The 20,866-nt window shown below is 63.4% G+C and carries 23 protein-coding genes; 16 read left to right on the top strand and 7 right to left on the bottom strand.

Annotated elements, in window-relative coordinates:
* Nucleotides 1–234: 234 nt before the first annotated feature.
* Both GTP41_RS24775 and merR read right to left on the bottom strand, forming a co-directional pair.
* Nucleotides 235–405 carry a hypothetical protein gene (locus GTP41_RS24775; protein ID WP_161028270.1) on the bottom strand — a complete coding sequence of 57 codons (171 nt, stop codon included), beginning with the start codon at nucleotides 403–405 and terminating at the stop codon, nucleotides 235–237.
* A gap of 461 nt (nucleotides 406–866) precedes the next feature.
* A complete protein-coding gene (gene merR / locus GTP41_RS24770; RefSeq protein WP_161028269.1) occupies nucleotides 867–1,271 on the bottom strand; it encodes a mercury resistance transcriptional regulator MerR in 405 nt (134 codons plus the stop codon).
* Between the two features lie 42 nt (nucleotides 1,272–1,313).
* Between merR and merT the strand changes: the two genes are divergently transcribed.
* The 3 genes from merT to GTP41_RS27530 are packed head-to-tail and all read left to right on the top strand — an operon-like array spanning nucleotide 1,314 to nucleotide 2,203.
* Nucleotides 1,314–1,685 carry a mercuric ion transporter MerT gene (gene merT / locus GTP41_RS24765; RefSeq protein ID WP_161028268.1) on the top strand — a complete coding sequence of 124 codons (372 nt, stop codon included), beginning with the start codon at nucleotides 1,314–1,316 and terminating at the stop codon, nucleotides 1,683–1,685.
* Nucleotides 1,686–1,700: 15 nt separating this feature from the next.
* A complete protein-coding gene (gene merP / locus GTP41_RS24760; RefSeq protein WP_161028267.1) occupies nucleotides 1,701–1,985 on the top strand; it encodes a mercury resistance system periplasmic binding protein MerP in 285 nt (94 codons plus the stop codon).
* The gene (locus GTP41_RS27530; protein ID WP_229503058.1) at nucleotides 1,982–2,203 is read left to right on the top strand and encodes a GDCCVxC domain-containing (seleno)protein; all 222 of its coding nucleotides are present in this window, start codon (nucleotides 1,982–1,984) and stop codon (nucleotides 2,201–2,203) included. Before merP ends, GTP41_RS27530 begins: the two co-directional genes overlap by 4 nt.
* 436 nt (nucleotides 2,204–2,639) lie before the next feature.
* Here GTP41_RS27530 and GTP41_RS24755 read toward each other — a convergent pair whose 3' ends face one another.
* Nucleotides 2,640–3,284 (bottom strand): cation efflux transmembrane domain-containing protein, encoded by a 645-nt coding sequence (locus GTP41_RS24755; RefSeq protein ID WP_161028266.1) that lies wholly within the window; start codon nucleotides 3,282–3,284, stop codon nucleotides 2,640–2,642.
* A gap of 81 nt (nucleotides 3,285–3,365) precedes the next feature.
* On the opposite strand from GTP41_RS24755, the gene cadR reads away from it, so the two are divergent.
* Entirely contained in the window at nucleotides 3,366–3,770 is a 405-nt protein-coding gene (gene cadR / locus GTP41_RS24750) for a Cd(II)/Pb(II)-responsive transcriptional regulator (RefSeq protein WP_161028265.1), read from the top strand.
* 2 nt (nucleotides 3,771–3,772) lie between these two features.
* On the opposite strand, the gene GTP41_RS24745 is transcribed toward cadR, so the two are convergent.
* Both GTP41_RS24745 and GTP41_RS24740 read right to left on the bottom strand, forming a co-directional pair.
* Nucleotides 3,773–4,789, bottom strand: coding sequence for an IS110 family RNA-guided transposase (locus GTP41_RS24745; RefSeq protein WP_161028264.1), 1,017 nt, complete (start codon nucleotides 4,787–4,789; stop codon nucleotides 3,773–3,775).
* Between the two features lie 253 nt (nucleotides 4,790–5,042).
* A complete protein-coding gene (locus tag GTP41_RS24740) occupies nucleotides 5,043–5,294 on the bottom strand; it encodes a DUF2164 domain-containing protein (protein ID WP_161028263.1) in 252 nt (83 codons plus the stop codon).
* Between the two features lie 163 nt (nucleotides 5,295–5,457).
* Here GTP41_RS24740 and GTP41_RS24735 point away from each other — a divergent pair, with 163 nt between their 5' ends.
* Nucleotides 5,458–6,117 carry a hypothetical protein gene (locus GTP41_RS24735; RefSeq protein WP_161028262.1) on the top strand — a complete coding sequence of 220 codons (660 nt, stop codon included), beginning with the start codon at nucleotides 5,458–5,460 and terminating at the stop codon, nucleotides 6,115–6,117.
* A gap of 20 nt (nucleotides 6,118–6,137) precedes the next feature.
* Here the strand turns inward: GTP41_RS24735 and GTP41_RS24730 are convergent, their stop codons facing one another.
* Both GTP41_RS24730 and GTP41_RS24725 read right to left on the bottom strand, forming a co-directional pair.
* Complete coding sequence (locus GTP41_RS24730; RefSeq protein ID WP_161028261.1) at nucleotides 6,138–8,411, bottom strand: coiled-coil domain-containing protein; 2,274 nt, start codon at nucleotides 8,409–8,411, stop codon at nucleotides 6,138–6,140.
* A 226-nt stretch (nucleotides 8,412–8,637) separates the two neighbouring features.
* Nucleotides 8,638–9,615 carry a serine/threonine protein kinase gene (locus tag GTP41_RS24725; RefSeq protein WP_229503057.1) on the bottom strand — a complete coding sequence of 326 codons (978 nt, stop codon included), beginning with the start codon at nucleotides 9,613–9,615 and terminating at the stop codon, nucleotides 8,638–8,640.
* 68 nt (nucleotides 9,616–9,683) lie between these two features.
* On the opposite strand from GTP41_RS24725, the gene GTP41_RS24720 reads away from it, so the two are divergent.
* The 11 genes from GTP41_RS24720 (at nucleotide 9,684) to GTP41_RS24670 (ending at nucleotide 20,821) form a co-directional block, all read left to right on the top strand.
* Entirely contained in the window at nucleotides 9,684–10,373 is a 690-nt protein-coding gene (locus GTP41_RS24720) for a UPF0149 family protein (protein ID WP_161028259.1), read from the top strand.
* Between the two features lie 93 nt (nucleotides 10,374–10,466).
* On the top strand, nucleotides 10,467–10,673 hold the full coding sequence (locus GTP41_RS24715; RefSeq protein ID WP_161028258.1) for a hypothetical protein: 207 nt from the start codon (nucleotides 10,467–10,469) through the stop codon (nucleotides 10,671–10,673).
* 19 nt (nucleotides 10,674–10,692) lie between these two features.
* Nucleotides 10,693–10,878, top strand: a complete 186-nt coding sequence (locus GTP41_RS24710; protein WP_161028257.1) for a hypothetical protein — start codon at nucleotides 10,693–10,695, stop codon at nucleotides 10,876–10,878.
* A 197-nt stretch (nucleotides 10,879–11,075) separates the two neighbouring features.
* Nucleotides 11,076–12,926 carry a DUF1800 domain-containing protein gene (locus GTP41_RS24705; RefSeq protein WP_161028256.1) on the top strand — a complete coding sequence of 617 codons (1,851 nt, stop codon included), beginning with the start codon at nucleotides 11,076–11,078 and terminating at the stop codon, nucleotides 12,924–12,926.
* Nucleotides 12,927–12,941: 15 nt separating this feature from the next.
* A complete protein-coding gene (locus GTP41_RS24700; RefSeq protein ID WP_161028255.1) occupies nucleotides 12,942–14,312 on the top strand; it encodes a DUF1501 domain-containing protein in 1,371 nt (456 codons plus the stop codon).
* 99 nt (nucleotides 14,313–14,411) lie between these two features.
* The gene (locus GTP41_RS24695; RefSeq protein WP_161028254.1) at nucleotides 14,412–14,723 is read left to right on the top strand and encodes a hypothetical protein; all 312 of its coding nucleotides are present in this window, start codon (nucleotides 14,412–14,414) and stop codon (nucleotides 14,721–14,723) included.
* 74 nt (nucleotides 14,724–14,797) lie between these two features.
* The gene (locus tag GTP41_RS24690; protein ID WP_161028253.1) at nucleotides 14,798–15,118 is read left to right on the top strand and encodes a hypothetical protein; all 321 of its coding nucleotides are present in this window, start codon (nucleotides 14,798–14,800) and stop codon (nucleotides 15,116–15,118) included.
* A gap of 58 nt (nucleotides 15,119–15,176) precedes the next feature.
* Entirely contained in the window at nucleotides 15,177–17,285 is a 2,109-nt protein-coding gene (locus GTP41_RS24685; protein WP_161028252.1) for a TonB-dependent siderophore receptor, read from the top strand.
* A gap of 16 nt (nucleotides 17,286–17,301) precedes the next feature.
* The gene (locus GTP41_RS24680; RefSeq protein ID WP_161028251.1) at nucleotides 17,302–18,039 is read left to right on the top strand and encodes an ABC transporter ATP-binding protein; all 738 of its coding nucleotides are present in this window, start codon (nucleotides 17,302–17,304) and stop codon (nucleotides 18,037–18,039) included.
* Nucleotides 18,036–19,469 carry a DUF3526 domain-containing protein gene (locus tag GTP41_RS24675; protein ID WP_161028250.1) on the top strand — a complete coding sequence of 478 codons (1,434 nt, stop codon included), beginning with the start codon at nucleotides 18,036–18,038 and terminating at the stop codon, nucleotides 19,467–19,469. The genes GTP41_RS24680 and GTP41_RS24675 overlap by 4 nt, the downstream gene beginning before the upstream one ends.
* Nucleotides 19,469–20,821 carry a DUF3526 domain-containing protein gene (locus tag GTP41_RS24670; RefSeq protein WP_161028249.1) on the top strand — a complete coding sequence of 451 codons (1,353 nt, stop codon included), beginning with the start codon at nucleotides 19,469–19,471 and terminating at the stop codon, nucleotides 20,819–20,821. Before GTP41_RS24675 ends, GTP41_RS24670 begins: the two co-directional genes overlap by 1 nt.
* Nucleotides 20,822–20,866 lie beyond the last annotated feature (45 nt).

Raw genomic sequence — 20,866 nt, 5'->3', positions numbered from 1 at the left:
TCGTGAGCGCAAACAATGGCGAATTGCGCCAAGTCCCCAAAGTGCCTATAAATCGAAACTTCTGAAGTCATTCGTTCGTCGAATTTTAAAAACTCGGAAACCAGATGCGAGCGGCGGCTGATGGCCGGTAGCGGCCTTGCAGGACTCTAACTCAACTGACAGTCCCTGTCAGATACTGTCTTGTTTTTCAAGTCGCCAGGGACCCGATTGTCCACCATTTCGCGAAATGGCGGGTCATGCAAACACACCGATTAGAAACAGGATCAGGCCAATGACTAGCCCTGCGATCTCCAGCATTGCGATGGACGCATGTTCCGGCACCCAGTTTTTCGGACGGGACTGAAATAGCGCGCCGTAAGCGAATGGAAGCATCAAAAGGATGCCGACGATGGCTAGGGTATTCATGGGAAATCAACTTCCACTTTCGTACCTAATCATCATATGCCTGTTCGACCAACTCTGCGTTGCCCCCCATCAGGCAGATTCTCGCATTTCACCTTGGCTGCACGCGCCGAGCTACGTGTTTGGCGTAACGAACATCTGGTTACCTGAATTGGGAGTAGGGTACGAAGATGACCAGGCGAACTGACTTTGCGACCGCAGGAAAAGTCCACGCAGCTCTGGCAGCCCGTGCGGCGTTTGGTGACCGTCATGCATACCAGACCGCCCGAATTGCTGGTTTAGCGCTGGAATTGGTCATGGCGGTGTTTAGCCGCCCGCTCCATCAGACCCGCGAACGAGCCCTTGAGCTAAATTTGGCAACGGAACGACGAAGTGAGACACGGTGAGTGCCTTGACTCTTGTGTTCGGTGGCGAAAGCTGCTCGCAACTGACAATCCCTGTTAGATACTGTCTTGTTTTTCAAGTTATGTCCGATGGTAGAGCGATTCAATTAAAGGACATTTCACGTTCCCTGCAACTTCGCAGCAGCTGACTACCAATTGGTCCAGAGCTTTCTCGATCCTGCCAAGATCAGCGATTCGCTCTCGCACATCGCGCAATTTCTGCTCGGCCAGATGACGGGCTTCTTCGCAGTGCGTGCCATCGTCTAATCGCAACAATTCAGCTACCTCATCGAGCGAGAAGCCGATTCTCTGCGCAGCCTTGATGAATTGCAGTCGTGCGAGGTCAGTAGCGCCGTACCGCCGAATAGTTCCGCGTATTCGGTCGGGCTCCGCCATTAACCCTTTGCGTTGATAGAAGCGAATGCTCTCCAGGTTCACGCCTGCTGATTTTGCCAAAGCGCCAATAGTGAATTCGATTTCGTTCATTTTTCTTGATTCCGTACTTATGTACGGGATTAAGCTTACGCTATGAACTCGAAATTACCAACCAAGGCAAGCCGCAGAACGGGGCGCGTCGGCCTTCTTGCGGCAGGCGTCGCCGCAATTCTAGCTTCAACGTGCTGTCTCGGTCCGTTACTGTTGCTCATGCTGGGAGTTTCGGGCGCATGGATCGGGTCATTAACGCAGCTTGAGCCGTATCGACCTTTCTTCGTAGGTATCTCATTTGTAGCGCTGGCAATGTCCTGGCGCCGCGTCTGGCGTCCTACGACAGACTGTGCTCCAGGAGAAGCTTGCGCGATCCCACAAGTCAGGTGGTCGTATCAGGTGTTGTACATCATGGTCGTCTTGCTGCTTCTCATCGCTGTCAGCTTTCCCTGGATAGCTCCCTGGTTCTACTAACTCAAGGAACAAATCATGCAAAAATTTGCAGTCGCGATTGCCTTATTCGCCCTGAGCTCCGCTTCGTGGGCGGCCTCCAAAGGAGTCACTTTATCGGTACCTGGAATGGATTGTGCGACTTGTCCGATTACAGTGAAGAAAGCGCTTAGTCGTGTGCCCGGCGTAAACGCAATCGAAGTGAATTTTGAAAAACGCGAAGCTGTAGTGACTTTCGATGATTCAAAGACCAACATCGCCGCCTTGACTAAAGCGACTGAAGAGGCTGGCTACCCATCCAAGGCAGTTGGAGAACCGAAATGAGCGTCGTCGTCCTTGATTCAGTTCTGACATGCCCAGTTTGCGGTCATGCCAAACAGGAGACGATGCCAGTCGATGCCTGCCAGTGGCACTATGAATGTGAGAAATGCCATACCGTCCTTCGACCGAAGCAAGGCGACTGCTGCGTCTTCTGTTCATACGGCACGGTGGTTTGTCCACCAATGCAAAATCCTGAAGGCGGATGTTGTTCGCGAGGTTAGTGACCGGCCCACATGGGGGGGACTCATGTATCACCAAATAGCCAATGGCCGACACCGATACGTCTTGTATGCATCCCTTATGCTGCTCCTGGTCCTGTCAATGGGAATTGGATTTCAGCTTTGGTGGACAATTCAGGACGGGGGAAGGCCAAGCATCACCGCAAAACCACTAAATTACTTTCAAGCGAATTTAGACTATGCCAAAGCGGTTGCGGAATCCTGTAACCGGCAGAAGATAAACGATACTGACGACCGTGCCCAGCGGATTTGGCGGGCAACCCCTGAAGGGATTTCATGCGCAAACGCCAATCATGCGCTCAAACTGGACTTGCTCCAACGGCGAGACGCGGAGCTGGACTCAGCATTGAACCAACTGAAGGAAACGATGAATCGTCAATAGTTCCTTTCTTGGCTTCAATGACTGAAACTAATCGATTCAACGGCGCAGTTCTCGCGATTGCTGCCTGGTTGGACTAGCAAGCTCAGTAAGGGCCTGGCGGATAACAGCGGTTGCGGCAGTCAGTCCAAGAACCCCCATCACACCCGCAACCAATAGGTCCGGCCAAGCGGACTGCGTTCCGAACACGCCAGCGGCCGCTAGAATGACTGCCACGTTGCCGATCATGTCGTTACGAGTACAGAGCCAAACCGACCGCATGTTGGCGTCGCCACTGCGGAAGGTGTACAGCATGATCGCTACTGCGCCATTCGCCGCAAACGCCAGAGCACCAATGGCACTCATTGTGACAGCCTCGGGCACTGTGCCGGATTTCAAGGTCCATGCGGCTTTACCTAAGACGAACACACCGTAGGCACCCATCGTCAGCCCCTTAAACAGGGCTGCTCGGGACCGCCATACGAGCCCCATTGAAAGAACGTAAAGCGATAACGCATAGTTCCCCGCGTCACCCAGGAAGTCCACTGCATCGGCAAGTAGAGAGACCGAATCGGCTTTGATGCCGCTCGCGAGTTCGACCACAAACATGATCGAATTGATGATTAGTGCGAACATCAGGGCGCGCCGGTAGCGCGGGTCCACCGGCGGTTGGGTACTGCAGCCTCCAGAACAGCAATCCGACATACAAATCTCCAATTTTATTCGGTCTTGCCAATTAGAGACCCTGTACCTACTATAGGGTCAAGAGATTTTGTGGGAGTTGTCATGAAGATTGGAGAGTTGGCTCGGCTAACTGGTTGCACGGTGGAAACACTACGGTTTTATGAACGGCGTGGTTTGCTTGATGCTTTAAGTCGAAGTGAGTCGAATTACCGTTCGTATGACGAGTCGTCGGTCCGCCGCATTCAATTCATCCGACACTGTCGCAGCCTGGACATTGGCCTTGATGAGATTATCCAACTCCTGGCATCGCGTGATGCACCTGAAGAGGATTGCGGCAGTGTTAATGCGCTGATAGACAGGCATATAGATCAAGTCGCTGAGCGCATTGCACAGCTCACGTCGCTGCGCGAAGAACTGCTGACAATTCGGGGACGCTGCAATGCCCGTTCAACGTCCTCGGACTGCGCTATCCTGCGTGAGCTATCCAAGCCAGAGGCTGCAGCTTAACGTCACGACCCAGACGAAGTCCCACTTCTCGCAGGCCCTTCCTGGTAATTGGGCTCGAAGGCGATACCAGATCGCACCACCGCATACATCAGATGGACTAGCTTTCTCATAACGGCGCCAATCACTGCCTTCTTCGGCAAGCCGTTTGCATGAAGGCGCTCCGAAAACGCCCTGAGCACAGGATTGTGGCGGCTAGCCACAACGGCCGGCATGTAAAGCGCGCTGCGCGTGGCCCGGTTCCCTGTTCGGCTCATGGTGGTACGCCCACGCACAGAAGTCCCAGATATGCGCTGGCGTGGACTTACGCCAAGATGGGCGGCCAATGCCTTCGCACTCCCAAATCGATGCAGGTCCCCGATATATCCAAGCATGACCGCGACCGTAGCTCGTCCGATACCGGGAATGCTGGCCATTAGGTCGGCATCCCGCTTGAGGCCCGAATGATGTTCGATATGTTCGTCAATTTCATGTTCTAGCTGCTTGATCTGCAAGCTGAGCCAAACCACATGCTGGTGTATATGCGCCGCCATCTCGGAACTCTCGACGGTCCGGCATGCTTCGATTCGGTTCTCTTCCTGCTGGCGCATGTCCTTTAATGCCCTTAGTCGATCACACATTGCGCGCAGGCGCCGTTGCTCAGGCGACGGTGCTTTCCATGGAGCGGGATTCATCATCGCGCAGTACCGCGCAATCAATGCTGCATCAATGCCGTCGTTCTTGTTGCGCACAAGCTCGCTTTGCCCGAAGCCTTTAATGCGAGCTGGGTTGACAACGCTTACTGTAAATCCGAGTGCCTGCAGACCAATTGCGACTGGTTCGCTGTACGCTCCCGTCGATTCCATGCAAACCAGGCATTGATCGAACGCGACCTTCTGCTTTGTCATCCACATCTTTAATTCCCGGTAACCGGCTGGTGAATTTGGTACCGATTTGCTGCGCACTTTGCCACCGATCAGCAGAGCAACATCCAACTTATGCTTGCTGACGTCGATCCCAACGGCAGGAGCTTCCGTGTCCATGGCTTTCCCTCCTCGTATGCAGGCTTGCGCGACCAGCGGCAGCCTCAGATACTGTCCGGACTTTCAAATGGAAATGAGCAAGGGCACCAATCTGACACGCAGGGTCGAACCCTTAGGTCAAGTCATGTGTCACCTTGCCCAGCCGCGCCATTTGGGGAAAGGTTACTACTGGTTCGGCTTTCTCAATATACGAGGTCAAGTCTGAGTCAGTACACGTAATTCTCGGACCACGAAGCCGCCCATTGCGTTTGCCCTATTTTTTCTTCCAATACGCGAACTCGGTTTCGTAGCAGTTGGTGTCGATCTCGGCGATCTTCTCCTGCATCACGGCCTGCGCATCGCGCACTGCCTGGTTATAAATCGACGGCCCGATTTCGCGTACGCAGAAGTCGAGAAGCAGGCGCGCCTTCAAGCCGCCAATTTCTTCGTCGAAGTTTTGCGAGCAGTATCGTTGCAAGGAATCGAGTAAGACTGCTTCTGTTTGAGGGTCGAGTTTGATGGCCATGGGATCTACCAATAAGTTGGGCTGCGAAGCATAACAGGTCGACCACCGTGCCAGCGCTGACGGCGGCGTTATCGCATCAAGGCTGGTGTGGGAAGCGGTGTATGCTACGCTTGGCGGTGGCTCTCCCAGCAAATTCAACCTGCACTTTCACAGGAGGCGCGACATGAGTTTTCTGAAATCAGTGACGCCAACTTTATTGGCTTGCGTCATAACTACCGGCTGCACAGGCCTTCCCTACGATCCCAGAACGAACAACGACTCATCGCCGCCAGATATTGGCTTGCATATTGAAGGACAGCGCCCGGATAGCGTCTATAAGCCCAATCCGTCCCCGACAGACACACAGTGCTTCCCTAAGCAGAGCGACTTTTGCCCGAACCTGCGTATTACACCCGTTGATATTGGGGCTCGCGTTCTCGGCACCCCTACTGTGTCAATTCGAATTCATGAAAACGGTGAAGCGAGCGTGCTTGCGACGGCAAAGGATAGCGGCAGCGGGGTAAGGAAAATCAGGCTGAGTTGCAATCGTCAGGTGTACTACAACTGGGATGCGGCCAACCAGACCGAGTCGAATGCTGTATTTCCGGCTGATGCCATCGAGCAGACCAACCAGATCAGCAATGGGCGTGTGCCTGAATCAGGAATTCTGCAGAAAGTCCTGAATATGCATGGGCAAATGGTCTTCCAGAACGCGGCCGGCACGCCGACGCGTGGGCATCGCGTCGCCATCCGCTGCAGTGCGGAGGCAAGCAACTTCAATGGCTTTAGCGTCCAAAGTGATGGCGTCGTGATCTGGGCGCAGGATCGTTCGATTCAACCGTAGCCTGCGCCGCAAAGTATGACTTAACGGCCGCGCCAGACGGCGCCAGCGGTTTCCTTCAGGCGGCCGATGACGTCGCGGGCCATGGTTTCCGAGTGTTCATCCGCCGGGTGCGCGGCGCGCTCTTCCATGGCGTTCAGCATGTTCTGCGCGGCGTGCTGACGGCGGGTTTCCTGTTCCAGCAGGCGCTTCTTGGTTTCGACCATGGCGGCAGTGGTGGCGGTCACGCGGCGCTGCATTTCGGCGTGGGCGTGGACGGTGTCGATCAGGGTTTTCTGCTCGGCCAGCTTGGCCCATTCGGCCTGGTTGGCGGCTTCCTCGGCCAGTTCACGCTGGCGTGCCATTTCCACCAGTTGCTCTTCGGCGTCGGCGCGCGCTTTGGCGGCGGCGGCGGCTTGTTTCTCCAGCTCGACGCGCACTTCGATGGCTTTGGCGGCACGCACTTCGGCGGCGTTGGCGGCGCGTTGCTGCACCAGCTTCTGTTCGATCAGCGCCAGCGTTTCACGTTCTTTGGCGACGAATTCCAGTTCCGATTTCAGCAGCGATTCTTCGGCGGCGACGCGGGCTTGTTCGGCCTGGGCGCGTTCGGCTTGCACCTTGCCCAGTTCGACGGCCAGGCGGGCCTGGGCGGCGGCGGCTTCGGCGGCGGCAGTCTTGTTGGCGGCGTCGTGTTCCATCTGCTCGGCCATGGCGCGCACGGCGGCGGCTTCCTGTTCGGCGGCCACTTGCAGGCGGGCGTCGGCGGCGGCTTTACGGCGCGCTTCGGCGGCGCCGGCGCGTTCGGCTTCGGTACGGGCGATGGCGGCGGCGGTGGCCATTTCTTCGGCGGCGATGCGTTCGTTCATGGCGGCCAGCGCGGCGGCTTCCGCTTCGGCGCGGGCCCGCTCGGCTTCGGCCTGGCGGGCATTGATGGCGTCCAGCGCGGCTTGCTCGGCTTCGGCGCGGGCCCGCTCGGCGTCGGCCAGGCGCACGGCGGCGGCGGCTTTTTCCTGGACCAGGGCGTTGGCTTGCTCGGCGGCGGCCAGTTGCGCGGCGACCGCGTCGCGCTCGATCATTTCGGCGGAGGCTTGCTCGGCGGCGACGACGGCGGAGCGGGCCGACAGCTCGCTGCGCTCGGCGGCGGCAGCCATGGCGCGCTGGTGTTCTTCGGCTTCGATGCGGGCTTGCTCGGCGGCGGCTTGTTCGGCCTGCTCACGCAGCTTGGCCTGCTCCAGCGCCACCGCTTCCGCTTCCATACGGGCACGGGTTTCGAAATCGGCTTGCTGTTCGGCTTCCACGCGTGCCATGGCGATGGCGTGCAGTTGGCGGTCGCTTTCGATGCGGCGTTCGGTGGCGGCGATGATCTGGGCGTCGGCGTCGCGGCGGGCTTGCGCGGTGGTGGCGGCCATGGCTTCAAGGCGCTCACGGTGCAGCGCGGCGTCGCGGATTTCTTTTTCGGTCTGCAGGCGCAGGTGCAGCGACTGGGCGGCGCTGCGGTCGGATTCGGCCTTGGCCAGGGCGATCTGTTCGCGTTCCTGTTCCAGGTGGGCCAGGGCGCGCGCTTCTTCCAGCGCGCGCACTTCGGCGGCGGCGCGTTTGAAGGCCGCTTCCAGGGCGACCTGGTCGGCGCGTTCGCGCTGGCGGGTGGTTTCCAGGGCTTCGGCTTCGGTGCTGGCCAACTGTTCGGCGGTCAGGCGGGCGGAGTGGGCCTGGCGTTCGCGTTCGCGGGCGATGGCGGCCATGCGGGCGTCGGCGGAGGCAACACCGACCACTTCGTCATGGGCGGCTTGCACGGCGGCGGCGCGCTCGGCGGCTTGCATGCGGGCATGCTCGGCCTGCAGGGCCAGGTCCTCGACGGCTTTGCTGGCCATTTGCGTCAGTTTTTCTTCTTCCGCGACCTGCTCGGCGGCGCGGCGGCGGCTTTCTTCCTCGGCTTTGGCGCGTTGTTCGGCGGCCAGGCGCACTTGCAGGTCGGCGTCGACGCGGGCGCGTAGTTCGGCGGTTTCCTGTTTGACGGCTTCCAGGCGGGCTACGCTGGCGGAGGCGGCGGCACGCAGGGTGTCCAGGCGTTCCTTGTTGGCTTTAATGGCTTCTTCGGCGGCTTCGGCGTGCTGCATGGCGGCAGCGGCGGCGGCCGATTCCAGGGCGGCGCGGTCTTCGGCCAGGGCGCGGGCACGGGCTTCGGCGACGGCGCGCGATTCGGCGGCGCACTGGGCTTTGGCTTCGGCTTCGACGCGGGCGATGGCTTCGGTGATGGCTTTCAGCTCGGCCTTCTCATGCTCGGCGCGGTCGGTGGTGGTGTGGCTTTGTGCTTGCATGAGGTTCTCGCTTTAGGCGTTGGGGTGATGGTGCCATTATCTAAGAGACCTGCGGGGGTGTAGCTTGGGAGAAAGGCGGGATTTTGCCGGCAATTCTCCTTTTTGAAACCGGTAAACCAGGGTCTAACCCAAGGGTCAGACCCTGTCTATGCATCTGCCGGCGGAACCTTTGGTCGCGAGACCGTTGGGGGTCTGACCCTGCGGGTCGGACCCCGGTGTACCGGGTTTAAACCGGCCAGAGCGGAGGCTCGTCCATCAGCGCGATTTGTTCGCGCAGTTCGAGGATACGATCTTGCCAGTATCGTTGTGTATTAAACCACGGAAAAGCCGCCGGGAACGCGGGATCGTCCCATCGGCGCGCCAGCCAGGCGGAGTAGTGGATCAGGCGCAACGTGCGCAGCGCTTCCACCAGGTACAGCTCGCGCGGGTCGAATTCGCGTATGTCTTCGTAACCGGCCAGGATGTCGCCCATCTGGCGCACCATGTCGCTGCGCTCGCCGGACAGCATCATCCACAAATCCTGCACCGACGGCCCCATGCGCGCATCGTCGAAGTCGACGAAGTGCGGCCCGGCATCGGTCCACAGCACGTTGCCACCATGACAATCCCCGTGCAGGCGGATCAACTCGACCTGCCCTGCCCGCTCGTAGCAGCGGCGCACGCCATCCAGCGCCTGGTCCACCACCGAACGCCAGGGGGTGAGCAGTTCGGGCGGCAGGAAATCGCTGGCCAGCAGCCAGTCGCGCGGTTCCTGGCCGAAGGAAGCCAAGTCCAGCGTGGGCCGCGTGACAAAGGGGCGCGCGGCGCCGGCGGCGTGGATGCGGCCGATAAAGCGGCCGGTCCATTCCAGCACCTTGGGGTCGTCCATCTCCGGCGCGCGTCCGCCGTGGCGCGGGAAGACGGCGAAGCGGAAACCCTCGAACGCATGCAGGGTGCGGCCATCGCGCTGCATGGCGGGCACGGCCGGCACTTCGCGCTCCTGCAGCTCTTGCACGAAGGCGTGCTCCTCCAGGATCTGCTCATCCGTCCAGCGCTGCGGACGGTAGAACTTGGCCACCACTGGCGGGCCATCTTCCATGCCCACCTGGTAGACACGGTTTTCGTAGGAATTCAGGGCCAGCAGGCGGCCATCGCCGTACAGGCCGATGCTGGCCAGGGCGTCGAGCACTTTATCGGGGCTCAAATCAAGGAAAGGATGCGTCATATTCGCCATTGTAAGGGCCAGGGCGTATACTGTCGCCCTTCGACCCAATATATAAAGAACACCACGCCATGCAACTCGACCAGCCATTGACCGACAAAGAATTCGACGAACTCGACGCCTTCCTCCTGGGCGACCAGAGCCCTGAGGACTCCATGACAATGGACCACCTGCATGGCTACCTGACCGCCATCGCAATCGGCCCGGAGCCGATCACCCCGGCGGAATGGCTGCCCAGCATCTGGGGCGAGGACCGCAAGGACGGCCCGAAGTTCAAGAACGAAAAGCAGGAAGAGCGCATCTACAACCTGATCACCCGCTTCATGAACGAAGTGCTGGTGACCTTTGAAGTGGCGCCGAAAGAGTTCGAACCGCTGTTCGTGGAACACGAGCACGCCGGCAAGACCCTGCTGAATGCGGAAGCCTGGTGCTGGGGCTTCTGGGAGGGCATGGAACTGCGCGAAGGCTCCTGGGACGAGATCTGGGAGTCCGAAGTGGCCCCGCTGATGCGCCCGATCTACCTGCTCGGCGCCGACGAGATCGAGCCGGAGGAAGTGGCGGAAGTGGAAGATCCGGTCAAGGCCCACCAGCTGGCCCTGGATATCGAAGCCAACCTGCCTGCCATCCATAAGTTCTGGGTGCCGCGCCGCAAGACCGGCGTCACCACCGTCAAGCACGATGCGCCGAAGGTCGGCCGCAATGACGACTGCCCATGCGGCAGCGGCAAAAAATACAAGAAATGCCACGGCGCCGAACAGTAACTATTTATGAAAAATAAAGATTGACCCTCCTCAATCTTTATTTTTATGCTAACTCCGCTGTACACCTATTAAAACTAAACAGTGGAGAAAGACATGAAGAAGTTATTCGCCGCGTTTTTGTTTGCCGCCGGCCTGGGCGCCAGCGTCAGCGCAACGGCCCGGCCTTGGGAGTGCGAGTATTTCTGCCGCGTTGATCGCGACCAGTGCCTGCAGCAAGCGGGCGACGACTGGGAAGCGCAACAGGCCTGCCAAGCCTGGTGGGAAGACTGCTGGGTGCGTTGTGGCAACCAGATCCCGTAATTCGAACCAAGGACAAATCATGAAAAAATCTGTTGCAACTTTCCTGTTTGCGGTGGGCGTTGGCATGACCTTCAATGTCAGCGCCGGCACCTGCCAGTATTACTGCATCAAGGCCTTGAAATGGTGTCTGCAAGATGCCGGTGACGATATGGAAAAACAAGCTGATTGCTATACCGCGCAAGATGACTGCATGACCAGCTGCTAAACATTTCCCGGCAGTCGCGCAGGGTTCGGTATTCGCCGGCCCTGCTCCTTACAAAGTGACAATTTTTGCACGCCCCGCCCCTCCGTCACTGACAAATATTGTCCAGCTTTCGTGGAAGTAAACGGTTTCCACAGTGGCACGAGACTTGCTCCTATCCCCGCAACGGCTTCGCGCCGGCACTTATCAGGGGATAAAAAATGCAATTAAAAGACTGCCGGGCCTGGACCCTGGCCTGCCTGTTTAGCCTTTCCTTACCGGCCTGGGCCACCACGGTCGAGATCACGCACACGGCCAAGAATGCCGCGGTTGAACTGGGCCGCAAGGTCTGGTTCCTGGGGAAGGTGGACGGCAAGGGCGTATACATGAATTTCGCCGTCAACGGCATCCCGGGCGGCAATGCCACGGTCGGCACCTTGAACTCGCAGAACGGCGAGTACATTGCGCCGGCGGCCATGCCGGCCAATCCAGTCATCACCGTCACCGGCACCACGGCTAAGGCGCCGCAGGTCAGCGGCAGCACCAGGCTGACGCTGGTGGTCGCAGGCACCAGCTCGGGCGGCACCAGCACGACACCCACGCCGACGCCACCCCCCACGCCCACGCCCGGCCCGATCGGCGCCCAGCCCGCGACTGACGCCGCCACCGTCGCCGCCGCCCGCCTGCTGGAGCGCGCCACCTTCGGCCCCAACGCCGCCAGCATCGCCGCCGTCAAGCAGATGGGCGCGCAAGCCTGGCTGAACCAGCAATACAGCATGCCTGCCAGCGCGCTGCCGCAGACCACCGACATCAGCGCCCTGCGCAACGGCTGGTACCTGAACATGGCCAACGCACCCGACCAGGTGCGCCAGCGCATGCTGTTCGCCCTGTCGCAGCTGTTCGTGGTCTCCTCCGACAAGAACAACAGCGGCGACCAGCTGCTGCCCTGGCTGACCACGCTCGACAAGCACGCCTTCGGCAACTTCGGCAATCTGCTGCGCGAGATGACGATCAACCCGGCGATGGGAAAATACCTCGACCTGGCTAACAGCCGCACGCCCGCGCCCAATGAAAACTACGCGCGCGAAGTGATGCAGCTGTTCACCATCGGCCCCGTGCTGCTGAACCAGGACGGCAGCGTGCAGCGCGACCGCTACGGCGACCCCATCCCCGCCTACACGCAGGACACCATCGCCCACATGGCGCGCGCCCTGAGCGGCTGGACCTACACCGGCAGCAACCTCACCGGCAGCAACTGGGAAAACTTCACCGGCCCGCTGCAGCCGCGCGACCGCCTGCACGATATGGGCGCCAAGACCCTGCTCAACGGCACCACCCTGCCCGCCGGCCAAAGCACGGTGCAGGACCTGGACGGCGTGGTGCAGAACCTGTTCCAGCACCCCAACCTGCCGCCCTTCATCGCCACCCGCCTGATCCGCGCCTTCACCACCAGCAACCCCAGCCCGGCCTATATCGAACGCGTCGCCAACGTGTTCGCCTACGGCCCGACCGGGCGCGGCGATTTGAAGGCCACCCTGAACGCAGTGCTGATGGACCCGGAAGCGCTGATCGCAGCCCCCGCCGCCGGCAAGCTGAAAGACCCTATCCTGCACAGCCTGTCGCTGTTCCGCGCCACCGGCGCCACCATCGTGAACCCGACCAATATGTTCTGGGACTACTTCCTGATGGGCCAACGCCTGCTACAGGCGCCGAGCGTATTCAACTTCTATTCGCCACTGGCGCCGCTCCCCGGCAAGCCCGAGCTGTTCGGGCCCGAGTTCCAGCTCTACACGCCGGCGCAGGCGATTGGCCGCGCCAATTTCCTGTACGGCTTCATCGCCGGCAATTTCTCCGGCATGGCCAGCATCAACCTCGCGCCCTACCAGGCCGTGGCCGGCGACCCGACCGCCCTGCTCAACCTGGTTGACGCCAATCTGCTGCAGGGGCGCATGACGCCTTCGACGCGCGCCGCCATCGGCGCCACCCTGCAAGCCACCACCGACCTGAAGCAGCGCGCCATCACCGCCCTGTATCTGACCGCCATCGCGGCCGACTTCGCCGTACAGCAGTAAGAAAGGACACACACCATGTGCAAAGAAAAAATGTCGCGCCGCCGCTTCCTCGGCGCCAGTGCGCACGCCGGCATGCTGGGCGCCATGTCCACCCTCGGCCTGCTGGGCATGACGCGCCCCGCGCAAGCCGCCGTGGGCGACTACAAAGCCCTGGTCTGCCTCTACCTGTACGGCGGCAACGACGGCAACAATATGATCGTGCCGCTGGACGCCGCGCACTACGGCGCCTACAGCAATATCCGCCGCAGCGGCGGCCTGGCCTTGTCGGTGGAAGCCAAGACCCTGCTGGCCGCGCGCAGCGCCCGCCTGCAGGATGGCACGGAGCAGCCCTTCGCCTTCCACTACGGCATGCCCGAGATCGACGCCCTGTTCGCGCAAGGCCAGGTGGCCGCCCTGCTCAACGTCGGCAACCTGCGCCAGCCGCTGACCAAGGCCCAATACCAGAGCGGCGCCGGGGTGCCGCCGCAACTGTTCTCCCACCCCGACCAGAACCAGCAGAACCAGGCCGGTACGCCCTCCGGCGCCGGCACCGGCTGGGGCGGCCGCCTGGCCGACGCCCTCGGCGCCAATGGCGACCTGGACGCCGTCTCAATCGGCACCAACGGCCTGTTCGTGTCCGGCACCACGGTGCAAAGCAACCTGCTGCCCGGTAATGGCCAGTTGAGCCTGGCCGGCATGAACTTCTGGCCGCAAAGCGAAGCCGACAAACGGCGCGCCGCCCTGGTGCAAGCGCTCTCGGCCAGCAACCCCAACCTGATCGCCACCGCCGCCAACAAATCGCTGCTGAACGGCATGGAGCTGGCCAAGGACTTGCAAGCCGCCGCCAACGGCGCCGCGCTGCAAACCGTGTTCCCCGGCTACGCTATTGCGCAGCAGCTGAAGACCGTCACCCAATTGATCCGCCTGCGCGCCGCGCAAGGACCGGGGCGGCAGGTCTACTTCGTCTCGCTGGGCGGCTTCGACACGCACGGCGGCCAGGCCTGGCAGCAATTCGACTTGCTGCGCCAGGTCTCGCAATCGGTGGCCGCCTTCCAGAACGCCCTGCGCGAGATCGGCGCGGAACAGAACGTCACCACCTTCACCATGTCCGACTTCGGCCGCACCCTGCAGCCCAACAGCGGCGGCACCGACCACGCCTGGGGCAACCACCAGTTGATCATCGGCGCCGCCGTCAAGGGCGGCCTGTACGGACGCTTCCCCGAGTTCGTGCTGGGCGGCAAAGACGACGCCACCGGGCGCGGCGCCTGGATCCCCCACCTCTCGAACCAGCAGTACGGCGCCACGCTGGGCCGCTGGTTCGGCGCCGAACCGGACGCCCTGGAGCAGCAGGTCTTCAAGAACGAGCTGGCGAACTTCCCCCTGAAAGACCTCGGCTTCATGCTGTAGAAAATTCGGGGTCAGGTCTGACAATCGGACAAAAGATGCGCTTCGCGCAACTTTTGTCCGATTGTCAGACCTGACCCCGAATTGCTATACTGGCGCGTGATGAATACGACCGCACTCCGCAAGCACGGAATTTGGCGCCTGGTACTGGCGCTGTGCGCGCTCGTGTTCGCTTTGCAGATGCTGGCCGCTGCCACGCACAAGCACGATCTCGCTGACAAGATCGATGATTGCGTGGCGTGCCAGATGTCCTCGCATTTCCCGGCTGACTTGCCGGCGACGCCGCCGGCTTTGCTGGCAGTCTTCCTGGCGGTGGCCTACCTGCTGGCACGCCTGCCTTCGGCACCGGCTTTCGTTGCCTCTCCCCGCTACCTGATCCCGCCGCGGCAAGCGCCGCCCCGCATCACTGCGTGACCTGACGCCCCTGCCCTTTTGCGCGCAGGGTTCCTAGCCACGTTCGCGGTTTGCTGCCGCTTTCCCTGATGCTTATGACCCGACGCACCGGCGTGCCGTCGCGGCCTGCTACCCGCTTTGCGCTGGTTGCCCTACTGGCGACGGCGCTGCTGATGGCAGTTGCGGCCGGCCTGCGCCATCGAATCGTCCATGCCTGGCCCGATGCTGCGCTGGCACATGCCTGCCTGGCCTATGACGCGGCCACCCTGGCCGAGCGCTTGCCGGCGGCGGCGCCTTTGCTGGCGCCTGCCGCCAGCCTGCCGCGCCCGCAGCCTTGCGCGGCGCCGGTTTCGCACGCGCGGCCTGCTGCGCCGCCATATCTGCCGCGCGGGCCGCCCGTGCTCGCCTTGCCCTGACCAAATCCGGCGCCGCCGTTGTGGTGGCGCCTTGTTCAAGCAAGACGAGAAAGACAATATGACGAAGAATTTACGCTTGCGCGCCGTTCCGGCCGCGCTGGCACTGCTCATCCCTACGGTTCATGCGGAACCAATCGAAGCCGTTGAAGTGGTGGGCCGCCGCGACTCGGGCAGCTACCTGGCGGACGACGCGCAAGGCAGCAAATCCAGCCTGCCGCTGCGCGAGCTGCCGCAAGCGGTGCGCATCATGCCGCGCCAGGCGCTGGACGACCTGGGCGCGCTGCGCATCGACGATGCGCTCGATTACGCCGGCGGCGTGTCGCGCCAGAACAGCTTTGGCGGGCTATGGGACAACATCGCCATTCGCGGCCTGGCGGGCGATCCGAACAACGGCATGGCTTTGCTGCTGAATGGCTTTGCGGCCAACCGGGGCGGCATCAATGCGCCGCGCGATACCGCCAATGTGGAGCGCATCGAGTTCCTGAAAGGACCGGCGGCGGCGCTGTACGGCTCCAGCGAGCCCGGTGGCACGCTGAATATCGTCAGCAAGCGTCCGTTGTGGCGGCCGGCACTGGCGCTGGATGCAGTGGTGGGCAGCTTCGGCCTGCGCCGCGCGGCACTGGATGCGACCGGGCCGCTGGGCGAGTCGCTGGCCTGGCGCCTGAATGCTGCCAGCGAGCGGCGCGACAGCTTCCGCGACCATGTTCAGACGCGCCGCAACTTGCTGGCGCCGGCGCTGAGCTTCAAAGCCGGGCCGGATACGCGCATCGAGTATCGCGGCGAGCTGCTGCGCCATGTGGGCACGCTGGACCGGGGCATCCCGGCCATCAACGGCAAGCTGGGAGTGGTGCCGCGCGAACGCTTCCTGGGCGAGCCGGGCGACGGCGATATCCGCATCTTCAACAGCACGCAGCAGCTGATGCTGGAGCATGCCCTGCCCGGCGACTGGCAGTTGCGCGCGGGCCTGCTGTGGAAGCGCGCCACGCTGGACGGCTATGCCACCGAGCAGGCGGCCGCGCTGGATGCCGACCAGCGCACGCTGCGCCGCCAGCGCCGCCTGCGCGATTACGCATCCGACGACCTGGGCGCGCATATCGAGGTGGCGGGCCGCATCGCGCCCGGCCACGAGCTGTTGCTGGGCGTGGAGGCCTTCCGCTTCGACTACGACCTGCGCATGTTCCGCGCCAACCCGAGCGCGGCGGCGCCCTATGCGATCGACGTGCTGGCACCGGTGTACGGCCAGCCGCGGCCGGTGCCGCCGCTGCATACCGATACGCTGGAGAAGCAACGCAACACCGCGCTGTATGTGCAGGACACGTGGCGCCTGGGCCAGCAGTGGCGCGTGATAGCGGGCATCCGCCACGACCGCCACGAGCAGAGCCTGGCCAACCGCCGCAATGGCAGCGTGGCCGTGCAGGAGCCGAACGCCAGCTCGCCGCGCATCGGCGCCAGCTACCTGGCCACGCCTGAGTGGACGCTGTTCGCCAACTGGGGCAGCTCCTTCCGTCCCAACACCGGCAGCGATGCGCGCGGGGCGGCCTTCGATCCGGAACGCGGCAAGGCGAGCGAGGCCGGGCTCAAATGGGAGCAGGCCGGTGGGCGCCTGGGCGCGACCCTGGCGCTGTTCGATATCCGCAAGCGCAATGCGCTGACCACCGATCCGCTGCAGCCATCCTATTCGGTGGCGGCGGGCGAGGTACGCAGCCGGGGGCTGGACCTGGACGTGGCGGGCCAGCTGGCGAAAGGCTGGCGCGCCAACGCCAGCTTCTCGCTGATCGATGCATCCGTCGAGCGTGACAACACGCTGGAAGTCGGCGGGCGCCTGCTCAATGTGCCGCGCGTGAACGGCAGCCTGATGCTAATGCACGAAGGCGCGCTGGCCGATGGCCGCCGCTATGCTTTCGGCGGCGGCGTCACCCACACCGGCCGCCGCCTGGGCGAAGCGCGTACCCAGGCGCAGGCCAATGCCGGCGCCGCCGCGTTCGAGCTGCCGGCCTACACGCTGGCGCGCCTGGTGGCGCACTGGCAGATCGCGCCGCGCCTGCGCCTGTCGCTCGATATCGACAACCTGTTCGACAAAACCTACTACACCAGTTCCTACCAGCGCACCTGGGTCGCCCCCGGCTCGCCGCGCGCGGTGTCGCTCGGCCTGCAGGCTTCCTACTGAACCAAGGAGAAAACACATGCAACGCATAGCACTTGAAACCACCGACCTGGCAGTGCGCTACGGCGCCTCCACCATCCTGAATGGCCTGAACCTGCGCGTGATGCAGGGCGAGATCTACGCCCTGCTGGGCGGCAACGGCGCCGGCAAATCGACCACGCTGAACGCCTTCCTCGGCTTTGCCCGCGCCGAGCAAGGCCTGGTCCGCGTGTGCGGCATCGACGTCGGCGACGATCCGCTCGGCGCGCGCGCCAGCCTGGCTTACGTGCCGGAAAACGTGTCGCTGTACGAGCACCTGTCTGCGCGCGAAAACCTGGAATACCTGCTGAACATGGGCGGCCGCACCGGCACCGCCACCACGATCAACACCCTGATCGAAGCGGCGCTGAACGATGTGGGCCTGGCGCGCGAGGCCTGGGACCGCCGCCTCGGCGCCTACTCCAAAGGCATGCGCCAGAAGGTCGCCATTGCCCTGGCGGTGGCGCGCGCGGTGCCGGTGCTGCTGCTGGACGAACCGACCAGCGGCCTTGACCCGCACGCCACCAGCGAGTTCAACGCCCTGCTGCTCAAGCTGCGCGCGCAAGGCGTGACCGTGTTCATGGTGACGCACGACCTGGTGGGCGCGGCGGAAGTGGCCGACCGCATCGGCTTCCTCGATCATGGCCGCATCGCGCACGAGATCAGCGCGCACGGTCCGCAACGCTTCGATGTGCAGCACCTGTTCCAGCGCTACGCCGATGCGCGGAGGGCGGCATGACGGCCCGCTTCTTCGCTAGCGTCTGGCGCGTGGCACTCGGCGAATGGCGCGCAATGCGGCGCAGCAAGGTGGCGCTGGCCGCCGCCGCCCTGCTGCTGGTGCTGACGCTGGCCGCCGTCTTCGTCAGCCTGGAGCGCGCGCACAGCGTGGAAATCCAGCGCCAGCGCCTGCAGCAAAGCGCCGACGCGCAGTGGAACAGCCAGCCGGACCGCCATCCGCACCGCGTGGTGCACTACGGGCACTACGTGTTCCGCCCCCTGACGGCGCTCGCCTTCTTCGACTTCGGCGTGGCGCCGTTCACCGGCAGCACGCTGTACCTGGAAGGCCATCGCCAGAACAGCGCCAATTTCAGCGACGCCGGCCAGTCCTCGCTGCTGCTGCGCTTTGGCCAGCTGACGCCGGCCTTCGTGCTGCAGGTGCTGGCGCCCTTGCTGCTGCTGTTCCTGGCATTCGGCGCGCTGGCGCGTGAACGCGAAGGCGGCCAGCTGCGACTGATGCTGGCGCACGGCGTCAGCGGCGCGGCCCTGGTGGCAGGCAAGCTGGCCGCACACGGCACGCTGGCCCTGCTGCTGGCGGCGCCGGCGCTGCTGGCCCTGGGCAGCATCGCCGCGCTGCAGCCGGGGCTTGGTGTCGCGGCGGCCTGGCTGGCGGCCGGCTACGCGGCCTACCTGCTGCTCTGGTCCTGCATTGCGGTGCTGGTGTCGGCACTGGCGCGGCGCGCGCGCGACGCCCTGCTGTTGCTGGTCGGCCTGTGGGCGCTGGCCGTGATCCTGCTGCCGCGCGTGTTGCCCGATATGGCGGCCGGCATGGTGCCGCGCCCGACCCGGATCGAGATGGAGGCCGTCATCCACGCCGAGCTGGCGCGCATCGGCGACAGCCATAATCCGGACGATCCCTATTTCAAGAGCTTCCGCGACAGTGTGCTGAAGCGCTATGGCGTGAGCAAGGTGGAAGACCTGCCGGTCAACTACAAAGGCCTGGTGATCGAGGAAGGCGAGCGCCTGACCAGCGAGCAGTTCCTGGCCAGCATGCAGCGCGACTTCGCCCTGCAATCGGCGCAGGGGCGCGTGCTGCAAACGGCGGCGCTGGCGGTGCCCGTGCTGGCCTTGCGCAGCATGTCCGCCGCGCTGGCCGACACCGACCGCGCCGCGCACGAACGCTTCCTGCTGGCCGGTGAGGACTACCGCTACCGCCTGATCCAGGCGCTGAACCGGCTGCACGCGGAAAAAGTGAAGTACCACGACGACCGCGCGCAGCGCATCTCCGCCGACTACTGGCGCGCTTTGCCGCGCTACCAGCACCCGCAATCTCCGCTGGAAGCCACCGTCACCCGCCACGCCTGGCCGGCGCTGGGCATCCTGGCCGGCTGGCTGGCGGCCATCATGCTGGCCGCCGCCTGGGCCGCACGTCGCATGGAAAGGAATATTTGATGAAGAACCTGAAATTCGAACTACTGCTGTTGCTGCGCTCACGCCCGGCGCTGGCCGCGCTGGTGCTGCTGCTGTTGCTGTCGGCATTGTCGGTGTGGAGCGGCATGCGCACCGTGGCCGAACAGAACGCCGCGCTGCAGCGCATTGTCGCCGTGCAGGCCAAGGACATTGCCGAGCGCACCGCGCGCCAGGCGCCCGACGCCGAGGCCGGCCTCACCGCCTACTACGTGCCGCACCTGACCATCGACCCGCCCGCGCCGCTGGCTTTCGCCGCCATCGGCCAGCGCGATGTGCAGCCTTACGCACTGCAGGTGCGCGCGCTCGGCCTGCAGGCGCAGCTCTATGAGTCGGAGGCCTTCAATCCCGAACTGGCCGCGCCGGGGCGTTTCGACTTCGCCTTTGTGCTGGTGTATGTCGCGCCGCTGTTCATCATCGCGCTGATGCACGATATGGTGAGCGGCGAACGCGAAGCGGGACGACTGCGTTTGCTGTCCTCCCTGCCAGCGACGCCGGGAGCGCTATGGCGCCGGCGCGTGCTGCTGCGCCTGGCCCTGGTCGGCGCCGCGCTGCTGCTGCCGCTGCTGGCGGGCGCGCTGCTGTCCGGCGCCGCGGTTGGCGAAAGCGCCATGCTGGCCGCAGCCGCCGCGCTGTACCTCGCCTTCTGGTGCGGCCTGGCCGCCTGGGGCGCCGCCGTCGCGCGCACGGCAGCCGCCGGCGCCGCCGTGCTGCTGGCCGCCTTCGTGCTGCTGGCACTGGTGCTGCCGACCGGCGTCAACGCCGCGCTGGAACGCGCCCTGCCCGTCGCCCAAGGCGCCGAGCTCGCGCTGGCCCAGCGCCAGGCCGTACACACCGCATGGGACAAGCCGAAGGAGGAAACGATGCAGAGCTTCTTCCGCAGCCACCCCGAGTGGAAGGACACGCCGCCGCTGCCGGAAGGCTTCCACTGGAAGTGGTACTACGCCATGCACCAGGCAGGCGACGACGCGGTGGCCGCGCAAGCCGCGCAATACCGGGATTCCTTATGGTCGCGGGAAGAGTGGACGCGCCGCGCAGGCCTGCTGCTGGCGGGGGTGAATGTGCAGGTGCTGTTGCACCGGCTGGCCGGGACCGACCTGGAAGCGCGCCTGGCCTACATGGACCGCATCAGCGCCTTCCACGGCCAAGTGCGCCAGCACTTCTACCCCTATGTGTTCGACGAGCGCCCGTTCGGCCCGGGAGAGTTTGCCAAGCTGCCAAGCTACCAGCCCGCCAGCGCCGCCGGCCGCCCGCCCTGGCCGCTGGTGCTGGCATTGGCCGCACTCGCCGCCGCCACCCTCCTGCTCGGGATGCGCCGCACCGCCCGTTGCAGTTGATGCAATAAATGTCCACCCTGGGGTCAGGAAGAAAAGTGGACATTT

This window comes from Pseudoduganella guangdongensis, from assembly GCF_009857475.1.
In the GTDB taxonomy this organism is placed as follows: Bacteria; Pseudomonadota; Gammaproteobacteria; order Burkholderiales; family Burkholderiaceae_D; genus Rugamonas; species Rugamonas guangdongensis.
This window is presented reverse-complemented; position numbering and strand designations above follow the sequence as displayed.